The following is a 19509-nucleotide window of genomic DNA, read 5'->3' on the forward strand; positions in this document are numbered from 1 at the left end:
CAGGCATGGTTGCCACCGTGGCGCGGGGCGCCGGGGCAGGCCAAAGAGGAGGTCCTACGCCAGGGATGGCGTCGGTAGCGCCCAGGGATGGGTTCACAGCGCCTCCTCGCCGGCCTGCCGCAGGTCAGCCCCGCGGGAAGAGCCACAACACCAGCGCTTAAGTGACAACAGGATACGCCACCGGCGCCCTGGGGCGCCGGTGGGAGGATGCTGGATGTGGCGATGCGGCTTACTCGCCGGCGCCCTCGGCCTTGGCCTTCTGGCGCAGGCGGATGTTGAGCTCCTTGAGCTGCTCGCCGCTCACCTCGCCCGGCGCCTCGGTCAGCAGGCAGGACGCGCTCTGGGTCTTCGGGAAGGCGATCACCTCGCGGATGGTCCTGGCGCCGCTCATCAGCATCACCAGGCGGTCGAGGCCGAAGGCCAGGCCGCCGTGGGGCGGTGCGCCGTACTGCAGGGCGTCGAGCAGGAAGCCGAACTTCTCGCGGGCCTCCTCCTGGTCGATGCCGAGCACCTCGAGCACGGTCTGCTGCATCGCCTGGTCGTGGATACGGATCGAGCCGCCACCGAGCTCGGTACCGTTGAGCACCATGTCGTAGGCACGCGAGAGCGCCCCGGCCGGGTGAGACTTCAGGGTCTCGACGTCGCAGGACGGCGCGGTGAACGGGTGGTGCAGCGCCTGCAGGCGCGCATTGCCGTCCTCCTCGAACATCGGGAAGTCGACCACCCACAGCGGTGACCACTCGGCGGTGTAGAGGTCCAGGTCCTCGCCGAGGCGAACGCGCAGCGCACCCAGGGCCTCGTTGACGATGCGCGCCTTGTCCGCGCCGAAGAAGATGATGTCGCCATCCTCGGCGCCGACACGATCGAGCAGCGTCTCGACCACGCCTTCCATGAACTTGACGATCGGCGACTGCAGGCCCTCGATGCCCTTGGCGCGCTCGTTGACCTTGATCCAGGCCAGGCCGCGGGCGCCGTAGATGCCGACGAACTTGGTGTACTCGTCGATCTCCTTGCGCGACAGCTTGGCGCCGCCGGTCACCTTGAGGGCGGCGACGCGGCCGTCATCGGCGTTGGCCGGGCCGGAGAAGACCTTGAAGTCCACGTCCTTCATCAGGTCGTCGACGTCGGTGAGCTCCAGCGGGATGCGCAGGTCCGGCTTGTCGGAACCGAAGCGGCTCATCGCCTCGGCGTAGGGCATGCGCGGGAACGCGGGCAGCTCGACGTCCAGCACCTCCTGGAACAGGTTGCGCACCATGTTCTCGGTGATCCCCATGATGTCCTCCTCCTCGACGAAGGAGGCCTCGATGTCGATCTGGGTGAACTCCGGCTGACGGTCGGCGCGCAGGTCCTCGTCGCGGAAGCACTTGGCGATCTGGTAGTAGCGATCGAAGCCGGACACCATCAGCAGCTGCTTGAAGAGCTGCGGCGACTGCGGCAGGGCGAAGAAGCTGCCCGGGTGGGTGCGGCTCGGGACCAGGTAGTCGCGGGCGCCCTCGGGGGTGGCGCGGGTCAGGATCGGGGTCTCGATGTCGAGGAAGCCCTGCTCCTCGAGGAAGGCGCGCACGCTGTGAGAGATCCGCGAGCGCAGGCGCAGTTTGTCGATCATCTCCGGACGGCGCAGGTCGATGTAGCGGTGCTTGAGGCGTACCTCCTCGCCGACCTTGCCGTGCTCGTCGAGCTGGAACGGCGGCGTGGCGGCGGTGTTGAGGACCTCGACCTCCTTGGCCAGCACCTCGATCAGCCCGGTGGGCATGTTCGGGTTCTGGGTCCCTTCCGGGCGCAGCCGGATCCGGCCCTGGATGCGCAGCACGTACTCGCTGCGGGCGCGGTCGGCATTGGCGAAGGCCTCGGCGGTATCGGGGTCGACCACGACCTGAGCGATGCCGTCGCGATCGCGCATGTCGAGGAAGATGACGCCCCCGTGGTCACGGCGGCGATGGACCCAGCCGCACAGGGTGACCGTCTGGTCCACCAGGGTCTCGTTCAGCTGGCCGCAATAATGGCTGCGCATGTCGTATCCTGTTCCGTTGCGTGAAGTGGTGAAAAGGCAGCGCGGGCGGGTCAGGCGACCGCTCCGTCCTTGCCGGTTGCCGCGGCGGTCTGTCCGCCCTCGCTGCCGCCGGCCAGGTTCTTCTTGCTGCCGGTCTTGAAATCGGTCTCGTACCAGCCGCCGCCGGCCAGGCGGAAGCCCGCCGCGGAGATCAGGCGGTTGAGCTCGGCTGCCTCGCAGGCCGGGCAGTCCGTCAGCGGCGCGGCGCTGATCTTCTGCAGCTTCTCCAGGCGGTGGCCGCAGGCCTTGCACTCGTATTCGTAGATGGGCATGGTTTGCTCACTCCCGATATCTGTCATGTCCCATGGGGCAAGCGCTTGCCGGGCATTCGCCGAGCCGCGCTGGCGCGGTACGATATAGGGCCGGCCCGCGAATATTCCAAGCCTGCCTCGAAAGCCAGGTATTATAGCCTGCCGCGCCCTGCCAGGCCCAGCCCCGGCGGGACGCCACCACACAAGCGGCCGACTCGACAAGGAACCTGCCATGAAAGCCGTGATTCTCGACGCCGCGAGCCTCGGGCCAGGCATCGACCTGGCCCCGATCCGCGAGCAGCTCGACGCCCTGGACGTCCACCAGCACACCTCCCACGAGCAGATCGCCTCGCGTCTCGCCGACGCCGAGGTCGCCATCGTCAACAAGGTGGTGCTCGACGCCGAGACCCTGGCCGCGCTGCCGGGACTGAAGCTCATCTGCGTGCTGGCCACCGGCACCAACAACATCGACACGGCCGCCGCCGAGCGCCTGGACATCGCCGTGCGCAACGTCACCGCCTACGGCACCGCCAGCGTGGCCCAGCACACCCTGATGCTGATGCTTGCCCTGGCCACCCGCCTGCCCCGCTACCAGCGCGACGTGGCCGAGGGGCGCTGGGGCGAGAGCCCCTTCTTCTGCCTCATGGACCACACCACCCTGCAACTCGAGGGCAAGCGCCTGGTGATCGTCGGCCAGGGGGAGCTGGGCTCCAAGGTGGCCCGCCTCGCCCAGGCCTTCGGCATGCACGTCGACTTCGCGGCCCGGCCCGGCAACGAGGCCCACGACCGCCGCCCGGGGCTTCGCGAGCTCGCCCCCGCGGCGGACGTGATCAGCCTGCACTGCCCGCTCAACGAGGCCACCCGCCACCTGGTCGACGCCGACCTGCTGGCGAGCCTCAAGCCCGGGGCGCTGCTGATCAACTGCGCCCGGGGCGGCATCATCGACGAGGAGGCCGCCCTCGCGGCCCTGCGCGAGGCGCGACTCGGCGGACTGGCGGTCGACGTGCTGCCCGCCGAGCCGCCCCGCGACGGCCACCCGCTGCTCGACGCCCTGGATGAGCCGCTCAACCTGATCGTGACCCCCCACAATGCCTGGATCACCCCCGAGGCTCGCCAGCGCATCGTGACCCTGACCGCCGATAACCTGCGCCACTGGCAGGCCGATTGATAGCAAGAGGACGACATGCTGCACAACTTCGGGTCCATCAACCTGGATCACTTCTATCGCGTCACCCACCTGGTGAGACCCGGCGAAACCCTGGCCAGCCGCGACTACCGCGTCGGCCTCGGCGGCAAGGGGGCCAACCAGTCCCTGGCCATGGCCCGCGCCGGCGGTCGGGTCAGCCACTGGGGGCGCCTGAACCACCGCGATGCCTGGGCCCGCGAACGGCTCGGCGAGTCCGGCGTGGAGGTCGCCGGCATCGCGCTGGTCGACGCCCCGAGCGGCCATGCCGTCATCCAGGTGGATGACCGGGGCGAGAACGCCATCCTCCTCTTCCCCGGCGCCAACCACGGCTTCGACCCCGCCGACCTCGAGCGCCGCCTTGGCGCCGCGCAGCCCGGTGACTGGCTGCTGGCCCAGAACGAGACCAACGCCCTGCCCCAGGTGCTCGAGCAGGCCGCCGAGCGTGGCCTGCGGGTCGCCTTCAACCCCGCGCCCATGGCCGCCGAGGTGCTGTCGCTGCCGCTTGAGCGCTGCGCCCTGCTGTTCGTCAACCGCGGTGAGGCCGCCTGGCTCGCCGGGGTCGACGAGGACGCCGCCCCCGAGGCGCTACTCGATGGCCTGGCGCGCCGCCTGCCGGAGACCGACACCGTGCTGACCCTGGGCGGCGACGGCGCCTGGTTCCAGAGCGGCAGCGAGCGCCACTTCCAGCCGGCGCTGCCGGTGTCCCCGCGCGACACCACCGCGGCCGGCGACACCTTCATCGGCTACTACATGACGGCGCTGCAGGAGGGCCAGGCCGTCACCGACTGCCTGCGGCTCGCCGCCACCGCTGCCGCCCTGGGCGTGCAGGTCGAGGGCGCCGCCGAGAGCATTCCCGCCCGTGACGCGGTCGAGCGCGCCCTGCGCGACGGTCCCGCGGCCCGCTGATCCGCCCCAATGCGAAGGAAAGGAACCCACCCGTGACGCACCCGATCATCTTCGACACCGACCCGGGCATCGACGACGCCCAGGCCATCGCCCTCGCCCTGCGCCATCCCGAGATCGAGCTGCTGGGCATGACCACCACCTACGGCAACGTCGACGTGGAAACGGCCACCCACAACGCCCTGCTGCTGGCCGAGCTGGCCGGACGCGAGATCCCCGTGGCCCAGGGGGCGGCGCAGCCGATGGTCAAGGAGCGCCATCCGCCGCCTGCGCATATCCACGGAGCCAACGGCCTGGGCGACATCGCCCTGCCGTCGGTCCGGGGCCAGGCCGAGGAGGTGAGCGCCGCGCAGTTCATCGTCGACACCGTGAACGCCCGCCCCGGGGAGGTCACCCTGGTGGCCGTCGGGCCGCTGGGCAACCTGGCCGCGGCCCTGCAGCTCGACCCGGGCCTCATCGATCGGGTCAAGCGCGTGGTCATCATGGGCGGCTCGATTCGCGAGGGTGGCAACGTCAGCCCCGTGGCGGAGGCCAACATGTTCAACGACCCGGACGCCGCCGCCCGGGTACTGACGGCCGGCTGGCCGCTGACGCTGGTCGGCCTGGACGTCACCCATCGCTGCGTGCTGACCGATGCTCACATGGCGCGCATCGAGGCGGGCCAGGGGGCGCTCGGCCGAGTGCTGGCGGGCAGCTTCGCCTTCTATCGCGACTTCTACCGCGAGGCACTGGGCATCGACGGCTGCTGCCCCCACGACAGCTGCGCCCTGGCCTGGCTGCTGCGCCCGGAGCTCTTCACCACGGCGCGCGGCCACCTGACCGTGGCGACCGAGGGCGTCGCCGAGGGCCAGACCCTCTTCGCCCCCGAGGGGCGCGCCTTCATCGAGGAGCGCTGGTCGCGCACATCCCTGGCGGAGGTCTGCCTGGGCGTCGACGGCGCCGCCGTCAGCGACTGGATCGCCGACACCCTGGCCTGAGCATCGCGCCCCGGTCATCGCCGGGGCGCCTGCCGGGCCCGCCCCTACACGGCACCGACGCGTGTGTCGCGGGAGCGGGTCGGCCTAGCCGGTGTGGAAATCGTCCGGGGCATGGGCCTCGATCACCTCGAACTCCACGTGAGTGACTCGAGCCGCGCCCGGCCCCGTCCGGAGCCATTCGGCGAGGCGCTTGACCGCCGTGCGTTCCCCGCACATCAGCACCTCGACCCGGCCGTCCGCCAGGTTGATGGCATGGCCGGTGATGCCGGCCTTGAGGGCCTGTTCCTGGGCCGCCCGGCGAAACCCCACTCCCTGCACCTTGCCGGTCACCAGCGCCTTCGCGCAGCACGTATCCATGGTCGTCTCCTGATGATCGCGATGGGATCGTCTTCTTTCTACCAGCCCGGCCACCGTCGCGGCCAGTCCTCGGTGGGCGCGATGGCCACTTCCCGTCGCGAGGGCGATGCCCTAGGCTTAGCGGTATCCCCGGACGCCTTTCGGCCACAAGCCGACCGCGGCCGAGGATCGCCCTACCCGGGTCGACATCACCACAACAATCATCCTCACGAGGGAGACACGTCATGCCGGTCTTCGACCATCCCGAGTTCGATCACCATCAGCAGATCGTCTTCGGCAGCGACGAGGCGAGCGGCCTGCGCGCCATCATCGCCATCCACGACACCACCCGCGGCCCCGCCCTGGGCGGCCTGCGCATCTTTCCCTATGAAAGCGACGCCGAGGCCCTCACCGACGTGCTGCGCCTCTCCCGCGGCATGACCTACAAGTCGGCGCTGGCCGACCTGCCGCTGGGCGGCGGCAAGGCGGTGATCATCGCCGACCCCCGCCGCGACAAGACCCCCGAGCTGCTGCGCGCCATGGGGCGCCTGGTCGACTCCCTGGGCGGCGCCTATATCACCGCCGAGGACTCGGGGTCCGGCGAGGACGACATGCGCCGGATCGCCGAGGCCACCGAGCACGTGGGCGGCCTGCCCCGCCACGGTCAGGCCTCCGGCGACCCCTCGCCCTTCACGGCCTGGGGCGTGTTCTGCGCGCTGAAGAGCGCCGTGCGCCATCGCCTGGGGCGTGACGACCTCAGCGGCCTGCGCGTCGCCGTGCAGGGGGTCGGCCACGTCGGCGCCCACCTGGCGCGCCATCTGCACGCCGCGGGCGCGCGGCTGGTATTGACTGACGTCGACCGCGAGGCGCTGAGTCACCTCGCCGAGGAGCTCGGCGCCGAGGCGGTGGCGCCGGAGGCGATCGTCGATGCCGAGGTCGATGTCTTCGCCCCCTGCGCCCTGGGCGCCGCCCTGTCGGCCGAGGTGGTCGAGCGTCTGACGGCCAGGGTGGTCTGCGGCGCCGCCAACAACCAGCTCGCCACCCCCGAGATGGCCGAGCGCCTGCGGGCGCGCGGCATCCTCTACACCCCGGACTACGTGGCCAACGCCGGCGGGGTGATCGAGATCGCCTGGCAGCGACGCGACGACTATGCCCGCGAGGCCGTCATGGCGCATATCGAGGGCATCGGGGCGACCCTGGACGAGATCTTCGCGCGGGCCGAGCGCGAGGGGCAGAGCCCGGCCATCGTCGCCGACGACCTGGCCCGGGAGCGTTTTCGCCCCGCCGGCTGAGGGACCAAGAGGGTCAGCGGTCCTTGGCGGCCAGAACGCAGAAGGCCGGCCAGGGGCCGGCCTTCTGCGTTCGCTACGGCGCGCCGATGGGGATGCCGACCGCCCTCAGGAGTTCGCGATCTCGTGGCGGTCGAGCAGCTCATGGCGCACCAGCACCGCGGAATTGCGCGGCACCACCGCCCGCCCCCGGGCCAGCAGGTGGCACTTGGTGAAGGCGGCCCCGAACAGCAGGATCAGCGAGCTGTAGTAGACCCACAGCAGGATCATCACCACCGAGCCCGCGGCGCCGTAGGTCGAGGCGGTGGCCGTGTAGGCCAGGTAGACGGCGATGCCCGAGCGACCGAGGGCGAACAGCACCGCGGTGACCGCAGCGCCGACCACCACGTCCTGCCAGCGCAGCACCACGTCGGGCAAGACCTTGAAGATGGTGGCGAAGAGCGCGGCGATCACCGCCAGTGAGACCAGGAACTCGACGGCGGTGGTCAACAGGCCGACGAACGGCAGCAGTCCGTCCCCTGCCTGGAGCGCGGCGCGCACCGCGACCCCGACCACCAGCGAGACCAGCAGGATGAAGCCGATGGCCAGCACCACGGCCAGCGACAGCAGGCGGTTCTGGAGGAACTTGAGGGCGCTGTTGCCGCTGGGGCGTGCCGTGACCCCCCAGAGGGTGTTCAGCGAGAACTGCATCTGGGCGAAGACGGTGGTCGCACCGACCAGCAGCGCCCCGACCCCGAGCAGCGTCGGCCAGAGCCCCGACTCCTGGATGCGCGACTGAGCGACCGCCTGCTCGATGGCGGCGGCGGCGTCATGGCCCATGGTCGCCTGCAGCTGGGCGACGATCTGGCCCTGGGCAGCCTCCTCGCCGAGCACCACCCCGATCACCGTGACCGCGATGATCATGGTCGGCGCCAGGGAAAAGAGCGTGTAGAAGGCCAGTGACCCGGCGTAGCTGAAGGCATTGCGCTCCAGCCAGAGCCTGACGGCGTCCTGCACCACGTTCCACCAGAACCCCACCGCCTGGCGGAACTTCATTACCTTTGACTTGATCATGCGCTCCCCGTGCTGGTCGCTTTTGTTTCAGCATACCCGAATGGACACCGCCGCGCCGAGGGCTGGGGCGATTGCAGGGGCAGGCGGGGCTGACCATAATGGCCCCGGCCCAGACCATCCGCCTCGCTCGCCAGGAGCCTCCATGACCGCACGACCGGACGACAGCGCCCCCGACTTCGACTGCCTGGTGTTCATCGGCCGCTTCCAGCCGCCGCACCTGGGCCACCTGGCGGTGATTCGCGAGGCGCTGCGCCAGGCGCGCCAGGTCATCGTGCTGGTGGGGTCCGCCTGGCAGGCGCGCTCGCTGCGCAATCCCTGGCGCTACGAGGAGCGGCTTCGCATGCTGAGAAGCGCCTTCGAGGAGGAGGAGAACGCGCGACTCAAGGTCGTGCCGCTGCTCGACGCCCTCTACAACAACGATGTCTGGGTGCGCGACGTGCAGCGCAAGGTGCGCGATATCGCGAGCCCCGCCGATGCGCGACTGCCGCGCATCGGCCTGATCGGGGCCAGTCGCGGCCAGTCCAGCTACTACCTGGCGCTGTTCCCCCAGTGGGAGTCGGTCAGCGTGCCGCTGGTGGAGGGCATCTCGGCGAGCCGGATCCGCGAGCGGCTCTTTCGCTCGGCCGGCTCGGCGGAGGACTACCTGAGCACCCATGCCGCCCACGACCTGCCCCCCGGCGTGGTGGCGCGGATCCGCACCTTCCTCGAGGAGGCGACCTACGACCAGCTTACCGAGGAGCAGCACCTGCTCGATCAGTATCGACAGGCCTGGGCCCAGGCGCCCTACCCGCCCATCTTCGTCACCGTCAATGCCGTGGTGGTACAGTCCGGTCATGTGCTGCTGGTCAAGCGGACCGCCGCGCCGGGCAAGGGGCTCTATGCCCTGCCCGGCGGCTTCATCAGCCCCCATGAACGGCTGATGGATGCCTGCCTGCGGGAGCTGCGCGAGCGGGTACGCCTCAAGGTGCCCGAGGCGGTGCTCAAGGGCTCGCTGCGCGGCCAGCGCCTCTTCGACGAACCCCATCGCAGCTGGCGCGGCCGCACCCTGGCCGAGGCCTTTTACTTCGCCCTGCGCCCCGAGCAGCAGCTGCCTCAGCTCAAGCCGGTCAAGGGCGGCGACCACGCCCGCTGGGTACCGCTCGCCGACCTCGACCCCGAGAGCCTGTTCGAGGATCACTTCTTCATCATCCAGGACTTCCTCGGCCTACCCGCCGACTTCGGCGGACGCTAGGGCAAGCCCTCGATTACGCCTGCAGGAAGTCCCTGGGCAACTTCATCATCTGCCGCCACAGCTTCTCGACGCCGGGCTTGTGCACCAGCGAGCAACGGTAGAGGCGAATCTCCAGCGGCACGTCCCACTGCGCATCGCCGGCCCGCACCAGGCGCCCGTCCTTGAGCTCCTGACGGATGCAGAAGTCGGGAATCCAGGCCATGCCCATGCCCTGCATCACCATCCCCTTGAGCCCCTCGGCCATGGCGGTCTCGTAGACGGTGCGCAGGCGCATGCGCACCGGGTCATTCTTGAGCAGCATGCGCACGCTGCGGCCCAGGAAGGCGCCCTGGGTATAGGCGAGGTAGGGAATCGAGGCCTGGCCCGCCAGGGGGAAACGAGGCTGGCCCTGGTCGTCGGGCAGGCAGACGGGCAGCATCTGCACCTGACCGATGGAAAACGAGGGGAAGACCTCGGCATCCAGCTGCATGCTGGCGTAGGGATCGTAGTAGGCGAGCATCAGGTCGCAGTTGCCCTCGCGCAGCACGTGGATGGCGTCGCCGACGTTCATGGCCACCAGCCGCGTGGGCAGCTCGCCGAGGCCCTGCTGCAGGCGGGAGATCCACTGCGGGTAGAAGCTCAGGGCCAGGGAGTGGGCGGCGACGATGTCCAGCGCCTCGTTGGCCATGGCCAGGCCGCGCAGGTGACCGAGGCTCTCGTTGAGCTGCTCGACGATATTGCGCGCGGTGACCAGGAACAGCTGCCCCTGCGGGGTGAGGTCCACCGGCGTGGTGGAGCGGTCGACCAGGGTCACGCCGACCGCCTGCTCCAGGGAGCGAATGCGCCGGCTGAAGGCCGGCTGGGTGACATGGCGCTGGCGGGCGGAGGCCGAGAAGCTGCGCGTGCTGGCCAGGGCGACGAAGTCTTCCAGCCATTTGGTCTCGAGGTTCACCAGGATTCCCCAGGATAGCGTGATGACGGCCCCCCGGCGGGGAGCGGGTAAAGCTCGCTAATGTACCCCAGCGGGCAGCCCGACCCAAGCCGGCTACTGGATCGGCGAGAGCAGATAGGCCGCCCGGGAGAGCAGCTTGCGCCACAGCGGGCGACGAGTGAGCTCTTCCAGGCTGACGCGGCGGCAGTCGGCGAAATCGCGCTCCAGCATCTGGTGCACCTCGGCGGCGAAGCGCCGGTCGGGCACCACGGCGGTGATCTCGAAGTTGAGCCGGAAGGAGCGGTTGTCGAGGTTGACCGTGCCGACGCTGGCGGCGACGTCGTCGATCAGCATCACCTTCTGGTGCAGGAAGCCTGGCTGGTAGCGGTAGACCTTGACCCCGGCGCGCAGCATGTCCGGCAGGAAGGAGAACGCCGAGAGGAAGACCAGCAGGTGGTCGGGGCGCTCCGGCATCATGATCCGCACGTCGACCCCGCGCATCGCCGCCAGGCGCAGGGCGTCCTGCACGCCCTGGTCGGGCACGAAGTAGGGACTGGTCACCCAGAGCCGCTCGTGGGCGCTGTGGATGGCGTGCTGCACCAGCAGGCTCGCCGTCTCCATATGATCCGCTGGCCCCGAGGGCACGATCACCACGCTCTGACTCTCGGCGCCGTTCGCGTCCCGGGCGCCGTCCTCATGGGGCACGGGCGTCCAGGTGAGCGAGATCATCTCGCCGGTGGCCCAGTGCCAGTCCTCCCAGAAGGCCTCCTGCAGGCCCAGCACGCTGGGGCCGCTGAGCTTCAGGTGGGTGTCGCGCCAGTGGCCGAGGCGCGGGTTCTCGCCCAGGTACTCCGTGCCGACGTTGAAGCCGCCGATCCAGCCCTCGCGCCCGTCCACCACCAGCACCTTGCGGTGGTTGCGGAAGTTGAGCTGGAAGCGGTGCTTCAGCCCCCGGGAGGAGCGGAAGGCGCTCACCTCGACCCCGGCCAGGCGCAGGTCGCGCAGGTAGCGTTCGGGGAGGCCGTGGGAGCCGATCTCGTCGAAGAGGAAGCAGACCCGCACGCCCCGCTCGGCGGCGCGCTGCAGGCGCTGCTTGAGGTCCACGCCCAGGGCGTCATCGCGGACGATGAAGAACTGGATGAGGATGTACTCCTCGGCGGCGTCGATGCCGGCGAACAGGCTCGCGAAGGTGGCCTCGCCGTCGATCAGCAGCTCGGCGCGGTTGCCGCGGGTGAGCGGCATCAGGGCCAGCTGCTCCACCGCGCGGATGTCGGCATTGCTGGCGGAAGAGAGATAGGGTTCGAAGCGATCCCGGTAGCGATGCAGCTGGCGGCGCAGCACGCTGTCCCGCTCGCCCCGGGCCAGCACGTAGCCGTAGAAGCGCGGCCGGCCGAAGATCCAGTAGGCCGGCACGGCCAGGTAGGGCATGGTCAGGAGCGAGATGATCCAGGCGATGGCGCCCTGAGAGGTTCGCGACGACATCAGGGCCAGCACGGCCGAGACGATGCCCAGCACGTACACCAGAAAGATCGCCAGGCCGATCAGCCAAGAGGTCATGGTGGACTCCCCGTTCCGTGGGACGACGGCGCGGCCGTCCGAAAACACCGTGTCGTGTTGCCCTGCCCTCCCAGCATACCGTCAACGACGACGGCCCCACCAGATGGCGGGGCCGCAGCAAGGGTGCCGGCGACAGGTCGTAGCGGGGGTCCTACGCCAGGGGTGAGGAGCAATGCTCAGAACGGGCGGGCCATGGATGACCCGCACCGGCCCTGCAAGCGGCGCAGGATGCGAGAGCGCCGCAGGGCGTCGGTAGCGCCCAGGGAAGGGTCTACAGCGCCCCCGCGCAGACCTGTGGCCGGCATTTCGCCATTCGAGATGCTTGCCTCGAACGTCGCTAGCGCATCAGGCGCGCTCGGCGATGATCTCCTTCCACTTCGCCGGGCCGGTCTGGTGCACCGAGGTGCCGGCGCTGTCGACCGCCACGGTCACCGGCATGTCCTCGACCTCGAACTCATAGATCGCCTCCATGCCGAGGTCCTCGAAGCCGACCACGCGAGCCTGCTTGATCGCCTGGGCGACCAGGTAGGCGGAGCCGCCCACGGCCATCAGGTAGACGGCCTCGTTGTCGCGGATCGCCTCGATGGCCGCCTCGCCCCGCTCGGCCTTGCCGACCATGCCCAGCAGGCCGGTCTCCTCGAGCATGGTGCGAGTGAACTTATCCATGCGCGTGGCGGTGGTGGGACCGGCCGGACCGACCACCTCGTCGCGTACCGGATCCACCGGGCCCACGTAGTAGATGAAGCGGCCACGCATGTCCACGGGCAGCGGCTCGCCCTTGGCGATCATGTCGACCATGCGCTTGTGGGCGGCGTCGCGGCCGGTGAGCAACTTGCCGTTGAGCAGCAGGGTGTCGCCGGGCTGCCAGGTCTTGACCTCATCCGGCGTCACGCTGTCGAGGTCGACGCGCTTGACGTTGTCCCCCGCCTCGCGGGTGATCTCCGGCCAGTCCTCGAGCTTGGGTGCCGGCAGCGCCGCGGGGCCGGAGCCGTCGAGGGTGAAGTGGGCGTGGCGGGTGGCGGCGCAGTTGGGAATGATCGCCACTGGCTTGTTGGCGGCGTGGGTCGGGTAGTCCTTGACCTTGATATCGAGCACCGTTGTCAGCCCGCCCAGCCCCTGGGCACCGATGCCGCTCTGGTTGACCTTGTCGAACAGCTCCAGGCGGAGTTCCTCGGCGCGATTGGCCGGCCCGCGGGCCTGCAGGTCCTGGATGTCGATGGGATCGAGCAGCGCCTCCTTGGCGATCTCCATGGCCTTCTCGGCGGTGCCGCCGATGCCGATGCCGAGCATGCCCGGCGGGCACCAGCCGGCGCCCATCTTGGGCAGCTGCTCCATGACCCAGTCGACCACGCTGTCCGAGGGATTGAGCATGGCGAACTTGGACTTGGCCTCGCTGCCGCCGCCCTTGGCCGCCACGTGCACCTCGACGGTGTCGCCGGGCACCAGCTTGTGGTGGATCACCGCCGGGGTGTTGTCCTTGGTATTGGCGCGCCTGCCGTCCGGGTCGGCCAGCACCGAGGCGCGCAGCACGTTGTCCGGCAGCTGGTAGGCGCGGCGCACGCCCTCGTTGATCATGTCATCGAGGCTCATGTCGGCCTCGAAACGCACGTTCATGCCGACGTGAACGAACACCGTGACGATGCCGGTGTCCTGGCAGATCGGGCGCTTGCCGAAGGCACACATCCGCGAGTTGATCAGGATCTGGGCGATCGCGTCCTTGGCCGCCGGGTTCTCCTCCCGCTCGTAGGCCGCGGCCATGGCGTCGATGAAGTCCTTCGGGTGGTAGTAGGAGATGTATTGCAGGGCATCGGCGACGCTCTGGATCAGATCGTCCTGGCGAATCACGGTCATGGTCAAGCAGCTCCTTGGCGTTGTCGGCGTGCCCGTCCGCGCCGGGAAGCGGTGTCACGGCGGGCCTGAACGGCGGGCATTATACCCCACCCTCGACCCTGTCGACATTCTCACCAAAGGTCTGAACTGTCAGAAGTCGCGAAACTAGATAACGGTATAAACCCGATATCTAAGAGGGAGCCGACTGACACACCGGGCAGTAATAGAGCCGTCGCGAGGCCACCGCGGTGCGCACGATCGAGGCCCCGCAAGCGTGGCATGGCAGGCCGTCGCGCTCGAAGACGGCGAAGCGCCAGCGCCGCCGAGCGGCGCCCCGTGCCCGATCGGCCGCCGCCCAGTCGGGACGATTGGTGACCCCGGCCTCCTCGTAGGCCTGGCGCGTCACCGCGAGGATGGACTCGGCCAGGCGCGACAGCCCCTCCTCGTCCAGGGACTGAGGCCGGCGGCGATGATGAAGCCCGGCGAAGAAGAGGATCTCGGAGCGCAGGTAGTTGCCGATGCCAGCGAACAGCGACTGGTCGAGCAGCAGCCCGCCCAGGCCACGGCGGCGAAAGCGCGGCTCGCGCAGCCGCGCCGCGGCCTGCTCCACCGTCACCCCGTGGGTCAGCAGGTCCGGGCCGAGGCGCGAGAGAAAGGGATGCTCGTCGAGCCGCTCGGCGTCCCACAGCGAGACGTCCGAGGCGCTGTAGAGGCTCGCCGCCCTCCCCTCCGCCACCAGGCGCACCCGCAGCGAGCGGCCTGTATCGGGCTCGCGCTCGGCGTCGTGGAGCCTCCAGACGCCGTATAGCTGGTTGTGGGAGTAGAGCACCCGGCCGTCGTCGAAGCGTGTCAGCAGCGCCTTGCCCCAGCTATCCACGGCGCTCACTTCGCGTCCGATCAGCGAGGCGGCCTGCCCGGCGAGCTCGGGAAAGGCGAACCAGGCGTCCTCCAGCCGCCGTCCGGCGAGCTGGCGATGCACGCGGTCGGCGGCGCGACGGATCTCGGGGCCTTCAGGCATGCGGAAACCTCAATCAGGCTCGGCGATAGTTGCCGGGGAAACGTGGGCTGATTCGGAGGCAAACCTGCGGAGAGGCGCAGTCCCCCCTCCCTGGACGCTACCGATGCCATTCCTGGCATAGGACCTCGCCTTCGGCTTGCCTCCGGCACGCCCCGTGTTTGCGGAGCCGCCCGGAGCTACCCCAGCGCCAGCTGGCGCTCCTTGAGGGCGTGCAGGCGGTCGCGCAGGCGCGCGGCCTCCTCGAACTCCAGGTTCTGCGCCGCCTCGTGCATGCCGTCCTCGACCTTGCTGATCTCCTTGAGCAGCGCCTGGGGCGACAGCTCGGCGGGGTCGTAGACCGCCTCCGGCTCGGCGACCTTGCGCTCGCCGCGGCGCCCCTTGCCCTTCTTGCCGGGGGCCTGGGCCGCCTCCATGATGTCGGCCACCGAGCGGGTCACGGTGGTCGGCGTGATGCCGTGGGCCTCGTTGTGGGCGATCTGCTTGGTGCGACGCCGCTCGGTCTCGTCCATGGCGCGGCGCATGGAGTCGGTGATCCGGTCACCGTAGAGGATCGCCTTGCCGTGGGCGTTGCGGGCCGCGCGGCCGATGGTCTGGATCAGCGAGCGCTCGTTGCGCAGGAAGCCCTCCTTGTCGGCGTCGAGGATCGCCACCAGCGAGACCTCGGGGATATCGAGGCCCTCGCGCAGCAGGTTGATCCCCACCAGGACGTCGAACTTGCCGAGGCGCAGGTCGCGGATGATCTCCACACGCTCCACGGTGTCGATGTCGGAGTGCAGGTAGCGCACCCGGACGTCGTGCTCGTCCAGGTACTCGGTGAGGTCCTCGGCCATGCGCTTGGTCAAGGTGGTGACCAGTGCCCGCTCGCCCACCTCGGTGCGCGCACGGATCTCCGAGAGCAGGTCGTCGACCTGGGTGGTGGCCGGGCGCACCTCGATCTCCGGGTCGAGCAGGCCGGTGGGGCGCACCACCTGCTCGACCACCTGGCCGGCGTGGTCGGCTTCGTAGGGGCCGGGCGTGGCGGAGACGAAGATCGTCTGCGGGCAGATGCGCTCCCACTCCTCGAACTTCATCGGCCGGTTGTCCAGCGCCGAGGGCAGTCGGAAGCCGTACTCGACCAGGGTCTCCTTGCGCGAGCGGTCGCCCTTGTACATGCCCCCCACCTGGGGAACGCTGACGTGGGACTCATCGATGAACAGCAGCGCATCGGCCGGCAGGTAGTCGAAGAAGGTGGGCGGCGGCGCGCCCGGGTCGCGCCCGGAGAGGTAGCGCGAGTAGTTCTCGATGCCGTTGCAGTAGCCGAGCTCCAGCATCATCTCGATGTCGTAGAGGGTGCGCTGCTCCAGGCGCTGGGCCTCGACCAGCTTCTCCTGCTTGCGCAGCTGGTCGAGGCGCGTGGAGAGCTCCGCCTTGATCTCCTCGATGGCGCCGAGGATCGTCTCCCGGGGCGTCACGTAGTGGGACTTGGGGTAGATGGTCATGCGCGGCACCTTGCCCCGAACCTCGCCGGTGAGCGGGTCGAACAGGCTGATGGTGTCGATCTCGTCGTCGAAGAGCTCGACGCGCACCGCCTCGTCCTCGGCATCCGCCGGGAAGATGTCGATCACGTCGCCACGCACCCGGTAGGTGCCGCGCTTGAAGTCCAGGTCGTTGCGGGTGTACTGCAGCTCGGCCAGGCGACGCAGGAAGCCGCGCTGGTCGATCAGCTCCCCGCGGGTGAAGTGCAGGCGCATCTTCAGGTACTGGTCGGGATCGCCCAGGCCGTAGATCGCCGAGACCGAGACCACGATGATGGCGTCGCGTCGTTCCAGCAGCGCCTTGGTGGCGGAGAGGCGCATCTGCTCGATGTGGTCGTTGATCGAGGCATCCTTCTCGATGAAGGTGTCCGACGACGGCACGTAGGCCTCGGGCTGGTAGTAGTCGTAGTAGGAGACGAAGTACTCGACGGCGTTGTCGGGGAAGAACGCCTTGAACTCGCCGTAGAGCTGCGCTGCCAGGGTCTTGTTGGGCGCCATCACGATGGTCGGGCGCTGCAGGCGCTCGACGACGTTGGCCATGGTGAAGGTCTTGCCCGAGCCGGTCACGCCGAGCAGCGTCTGGTGGGCCAATCCCGACTCGAGCCCGCCGATCAGGCCCTGGATGGCCGTGGGCTGGTCGCCGGCCGGCTGGAACTTGGAGTGCAGACGAAAGGGCTTGCTCATGGCGGCTCCGGTGACGAACCGGGCGCCGTCGAGGCGCCCGGGAGGAAAACGACGCCGGGCGTGGCCTCAGGCGTCGGCGGTGATATCGATGGCGCGGGTGGCGACCTCCACGGTGGCGGAGGTCATCAACCGATGAATCGGGCACTTGTGGCTGATCTCCTCGAGCCGCGCCCGCTGCTCGGCGTCCTCGATGCCGTAGAAGGCCATCGCCACGTCGAGACGATAGGTCCCGTGGCGCTCCTGGCTATCGTCACGGTTGACCGTGACGCTCACCCCCTCGAGCGGCCACTGCTTGCGCCGCGCGTACATCATGGCGGTGATCGCCTTGCAGGCGCCCAGGGAAAGATCGAAGTAGTCGTGGGGATCCGGGGCACTGCCCTCGCCGCCGTAGGCCTCCGGCACGTCGACGAAGAGATCCTCGAACCCGTCCAGTTCGACCCGCTGGCGATAGATATGGTTGCGCTCGCTGACGACTTCAATGCTCTTTCTCACACCGACCCTCCTGTCACGTTGCGCGATCCCGCGTCACCGCGGGATCATTTCACCTCGATGCCGAGCTTGAGGGCCTTGACCGCCTGGATCAACGCCTCGCGACGGGCCCTGCCTTCGACTTCCGCGCCGTGGCGGCCGACCTCGACACTGTCGACGCCGTCCAGCATCATCAGGGCGGTGGTGATGCGGTTGACCTGGTCGGCGTTCTCGACGCCCTGAAAACTCAAGGAGTGCTGGGCCATGCTCGGCTCCTGAAAGCGATGGGTGTAGGGGAGCAGGCCACGAGTCTAGCACGCCTCCCGAGCGGCGGGCAGCGCTTGCAATGTCGCCCTATCGCCCGCATCTCATGGGGCATCTTGCTCGACACCGAACCACGAGGAGCCTCGCAGATGAAGGATTGGATCGCAGCCACCGGCGGCCGGCAGGAGGCCGGTGACCGGGTGACGTTCGAGACGCCCGAGGCGCCTCGGCTCGCCCTGGAGAGCACGGTGATGACGCCCCTGGCCCACCTGGGGGTGCTCGACGTCGAGGGTCCCGATGCCGAACGCTTCCTGCAGGGCCAGACCAGCGCCCAGGTGTCCCTGGCCGACGGCACCTTCGCCCCGCTGACCTGCTTCTGCACCCCCAAGGGCCGCATGCTGGCGAACGCGCAGCTGATGCGCGTCGCCCCGGCGCACTACCGCCTGGTCATGCACGCGAGCCTGGTGGCGTCGCTCGCCGAGCACCTGGCGAAGTTCGCCGCCTTCTACAAGGCCGAACTGCGGACGCGCGACGACCTCGCCCTGCTCGGCCTGATCGGCCGCGAGGCCCCGGCGCTCGCCGAGGTGCGCTTCGACGCCGCGGCTCCCCGCCCCTGGCACCAGGCCGGCGACGAGAAGGTCCAGCTGCTGGCTCACCCCGGTCCTCGCCCTCGCCTGCTGGTCTGCCTGTCGGCCGAGCGGGTCGAGGCGGAGTGGGCGCGACTCGCGGAGCATGCCACGCCGGTCGACAACGCCGTGTGGCGACTCCACGACATCCAGGCCGGGCTCGCCTGGCTCGACGCCGACCAGCGCGATGCCTACCTGCCGCAGATGATCAACTGGGAGGCGCTGGGCGGCATCAGCTTCAAGAAGGGCTGTTACACCGGCCAGGAGGTGGTCGCCCGCGCCCACTTCCGCGGCCAGGTCAAGAAGCGCCTGATGCGCGCCCAGCTCGATGGCGGCCTGCTGCCGGAGCCCGGCAGCGCCATCGAGGACGCCAACGACAAGCGCCTCGGCGAGGTGCTGTGCGCCGAGCTCGATGCCTATGGCGAGGCCGAGGTGCTGGCGGTGATGAGCACCAAGGAGCCCACCCTGCCGCTGCGCTGCGCCGGCCAGAAGCTGAAGCTGCTGAAGCTGCCCTACGCGGTGGAGCGGCTGGACCCGGAGACGATGGCGGTCAAGTAGCCCGCTCGAACAGCCGCCGTGCGGTGGCGGTGCTCGCCGCCGCCACTTGTTGCTCCGACCGGCCGCGAAGCTCGGCCACCCGGCGGCATACCTCGGCCACTCGCGCCGGCTCATTGCGCTCCCCCTGGTGGCCGGCCAGGGGCATGTCGGGGCTGTCGGTCTCCAGCACGTAGCCGTCGTCCGGGAGCGCCGCCACGGCACGGTGCAGGCGCCTGGCGCGATCAAAGGTCGTCGCACCGCCGAGTCCCAGGGTGAAGCCGAGATCGAGGAACTGTTTCGCCTGCTCGGGCGAGCCGGCGAAGGCGTGGATCAGCCCGCCCGCGGGAAGCGCCAGCTGTCGCAGTCGCTTGGCGACCCGATCGTTGGCCTGCACGCAGTGGATCACTACCGGAAGCCGCCGCGCCTTGGCCAGGCGCAGCTGGGCGTCAAACAGGCGCCACTGGGCGTCGAGGCTGTCGGCGAAGCGCGCATCGATGCCGCACTCCCCGATCGCCACGAGCTCCGGATGATCGTCCACCCACCGTGCCAGCGCCTCGACGTCCTCCGGGGCGTGCTCGTCCATGAAATAGGGATGCAGCCCCAGGCAGACGTCGACCTCCTCGCGGTGGCCCAGCGCCAGCACCCTCTCCCAGTGTCGGCGGGTCGTGGCGGGCACCACGAAACGCGTGACGCCCGCCGCCCTGGCCCGTTCGATGACCGCCTCGCGGTCGGCATCGAAGTCGGGGAAGTCCAGGTGACAGTGGGCATCGATGAGCATGGGTAGCGTTTCCGCAAGGAGGGTGGCTTAGAGTCGCGGCTGTTCCG

18 protein-coding genes are annotated in these 19509 nt (G+C 69.5%); 6 read left to right on the top strand and 12 right to left on the bottom strand.

Going from position 1 to position 19509, the window contains the following annotated elements:
- Window positions 1–229: 229 nt before the first annotated feature.
- Complete coding sequence (gene aspS, locus FIU83_RS08555) at window positions 230–2011, bottom strand: aspartate--tRNA ligase (protein WP_152483662.1); 1782 nt, start codon at window positions 2009–2011, stop codon at window positions 230–232.
- 50 nt (window positions 2012–2061) lie between these two features.
- Window positions 2062–2322 carry an FmdB family zinc ribbon protein gene (locus tag FIU83_RS08560; protein WP_108444256.1) on the bottom strand — a complete coding sequence of 87 codons (261 nt, stop codon included), beginning with the start codon at window positions 2320–2322 and terminating at the stop codon, window positions 2062–2064.
- Window positions 2323–2533: 211 nt separating this feature from the next.
- Here FIU83_RS08560 and FIU83_RS08565 point away from each other — a divergent pair, with 211 nt between their 5' ends.
- The 3 genes from FIU83_RS08565 to FIU83_RS08575 are packed head-to-tail and all read left to right on the top strand — an operon-like array spanning window position 2534 to window position 5367.
- Complete coding sequence (locus FIU83_RS08565) at window positions 2534–3469, top strand: D-2-hydroxyacid dehydrogenase (RefSeq protein WP_152483663.1); 936 nt, start codon at window positions 2534–2536, stop codon at window positions 3467–3469.
- Window positions 3470–3484: 15 nt separating this feature from the next.
- The gene (locus FIU83_RS08570) at window positions 3485–4393 is read left to right on the top strand and encodes a ribokinase (RefSeq protein ID WP_152483664.1); all 909 of its coding nucleotides are present in this window, start codon (window positions 3485–3487) and stop codon (window positions 4391–4393) included.
- A gap of 32 nt (window positions 4394–4425) precedes the next feature.
- Window positions 4426–5367 carry a nucleoside hydrolase gene (locus tag FIU83_RS08575; RefSeq protein ID WP_152483665.1) on the top strand — a complete coding sequence of 314 codons (942 nt, stop codon included), beginning with the start codon at window positions 4426–4428 and terminating at the stop codon, window positions 5365–5367.
- Between the two features lie 84 nt (window positions 5368–5451).
- Here FIU83_RS08575 and yccX read toward each other — a convergent pair whose 3' ends face one another.
- On the bottom strand, window positions 5452–5724 hold the full coding sequence (yccX, locus tag FIU83_RS08580) for an acylphosphatase (protein WP_152483666.1): 273 nt from the start codon (window positions 5722–5724) through the stop codon (window positions 5452–5454).
- 224 nt (window positions 5725–5948) lie between these two features.
- Here yccX and FIU83_RS08585 point away from each other — a divergent pair, with 224 nt between their 5' ends.
- The gene (locus FIU83_RS08585) at window positions 5949–6995 is read left to right on the top strand and encodes a Glu/Leu/Phe/Val dehydrogenase (protein WP_152483667.1); all 1047 of its coding nucleotides are present in this window, start codon (window positions 5949–5951) and stop codon (window positions 6993–6995) included.
- A 105-nt stretch (window positions 6996–7100) separates the two neighbouring features.
- Here the strand turns inward: FIU83_RS08585 and FIU83_RS08590 are convergent, their stop codons facing one another.
- A complete protein-coding gene (locus tag FIU83_RS08590; protein WP_152483668.1) occupies window positions 7101–8045 on the bottom strand; it encodes a YihY/virulence factor BrkB family protein in 945 nt (314 codons plus the stop codon).
- Window positions 8046–8187: 142 nt separating this feature from the next.
- Between FIU83_RS08590 and FIU83_RS08595 the strand changes: the two genes are divergently transcribed.
- Window positions 8188–9276 (top strand): bifunctional nicotinamide-nucleotide adenylyltransferase/Nudix hydroxylase, encoded by a 1089-nt coding sequence (locus tag FIU83_RS08595; protein ID WP_152483669.1) that lies wholly within the window; start codon window positions 8188–8190, stop codon window positions 9274–9276.
- A 13-nt stretch (window positions 9277–9289) separates the two neighbouring features.
- Here the strand turns inward: FIU83_RS08595 and FIU83_RS08600 are convergent, their stop codons facing one another.
- The 7 genes from FIU83_RS08600 to FIU83_RS08630 form a co-directional block, all read right to left on the bottom strand.
- Window positions 9290–10207 (bottom strand): LysR substrate-binding domain-containing protein, encoded by a 918-nt coding sequence (locus FIU83_RS08600; RefSeq protein ID WP_152483670.1) that lies wholly within the window; start codon window positions 10205–10207, stop codon window positions 9290–9292.
- A gap of 93 nt (window positions 10208–10300) precedes the next feature.
- Window positions 10301–11743 (bottom strand): cardiolipin synthase, encoded by a 1443-nt coding sequence (cls, locus tag FIU83_RS08605; RefSeq protein ID WP_152483671.1) that lies wholly within the window; start codon window positions 11741–11743, stop codon window positions 10301–10303.
- A 345-nt stretch (window positions 11744–12088) separates the two neighbouring features.
- Window positions 12089–13594, bottom strand: coding sequence for a fumarate hydratase (locus FIU83_RS08610; RefSeq protein WP_152483672.1), 1506 nt, complete (start codon window positions 13592–13594; stop codon window positions 12089–12091).
- Between the two features lie 169 nt (window positions 13595–13763).
- Window positions 13764–14591, bottom strand: coding sequence for an endonuclease VIII (gene nei, locus FIU83_RS08615; protein WP_152483673.1), 828 nt, complete (start codon window positions 14589–14591; stop codon window positions 13764–13766).
- Between the two features lie 176 nt (window positions 14592–14767).
- The gene (gene uvrB / locus FIU83_RS08620) at window positions 14768–16789 is read right to left on the bottom strand and encodes an excinuclease ABC subunit UvrB (protein ID WP_152483674.1); all 2022 of its coding nucleotides are present in this window, start codon (window positions 16787–16789) and stop codon (window positions 14768–14770) included.
- Window positions 16790–16855: 66 nt separating this feature from the next.
- Window positions 16856–17281 carry an OsmC family protein gene (locus FIU83_RS08625; protein WP_152483675.1) on the bottom strand — a complete coding sequence of 142 codons (426 nt, stop codon included), beginning with the start codon at window positions 17279–17281 and terminating at the stop codon, window positions 16856–16858.
- Between the two features lie 44 nt (window positions 17282–17325).
- The gene (locus FIU83_RS08630; protein WP_152483676.1) at window positions 17326–17523 is read right to left on the bottom strand and encodes a hypothetical protein; all 198 of its coding nucleotides are present in this window, start codon (window positions 17521–17523) and stop codon (window positions 17326–17328) included.
- Window positions 17524–17670: 147 nt separating this feature from the next.
- On the opposite strand from FIU83_RS08630, the gene FIU83_RS08635 reads away from it, so the two are divergent.
- On the top strand, window positions 17671–18705 hold the full coding sequence (locus FIU83_RS08635) for a folate-binding protein YgfZ (RefSeq protein WP_152483677.1): 1035 nt from the start codon (window positions 17671–17673) through the stop codon (window positions 18703–18705).
- Here the strand turns inward: FIU83_RS08635 and FIU83_RS08640 are convergent.
- On the bottom strand, window positions 18698–19462 hold the full coding sequence (locus FIU83_RS08640; protein WP_152483678.1) for a TatD family hydrolase: 765 nt from the start codon (window positions 19460–19462) through the stop codon (window positions 18698–18700). The genes FIU83_RS08635 and FIU83_RS08640 overlap by 8 nt on opposite strands.
- Between the last annotated feature and the right edge of the window lie 47 nt (window positions 19463–19509).

The sequence above is a fragment of the Halomonas sp. THAF5a genome, from assembly GCF_009363755.1.
In the GTDB taxonomy this organism is placed as follows: domain Bacteria; phylum Pseudomonadota; class Gammaproteobacteria; order Pseudomonadales; family Halomonadaceae; genus Halomonas.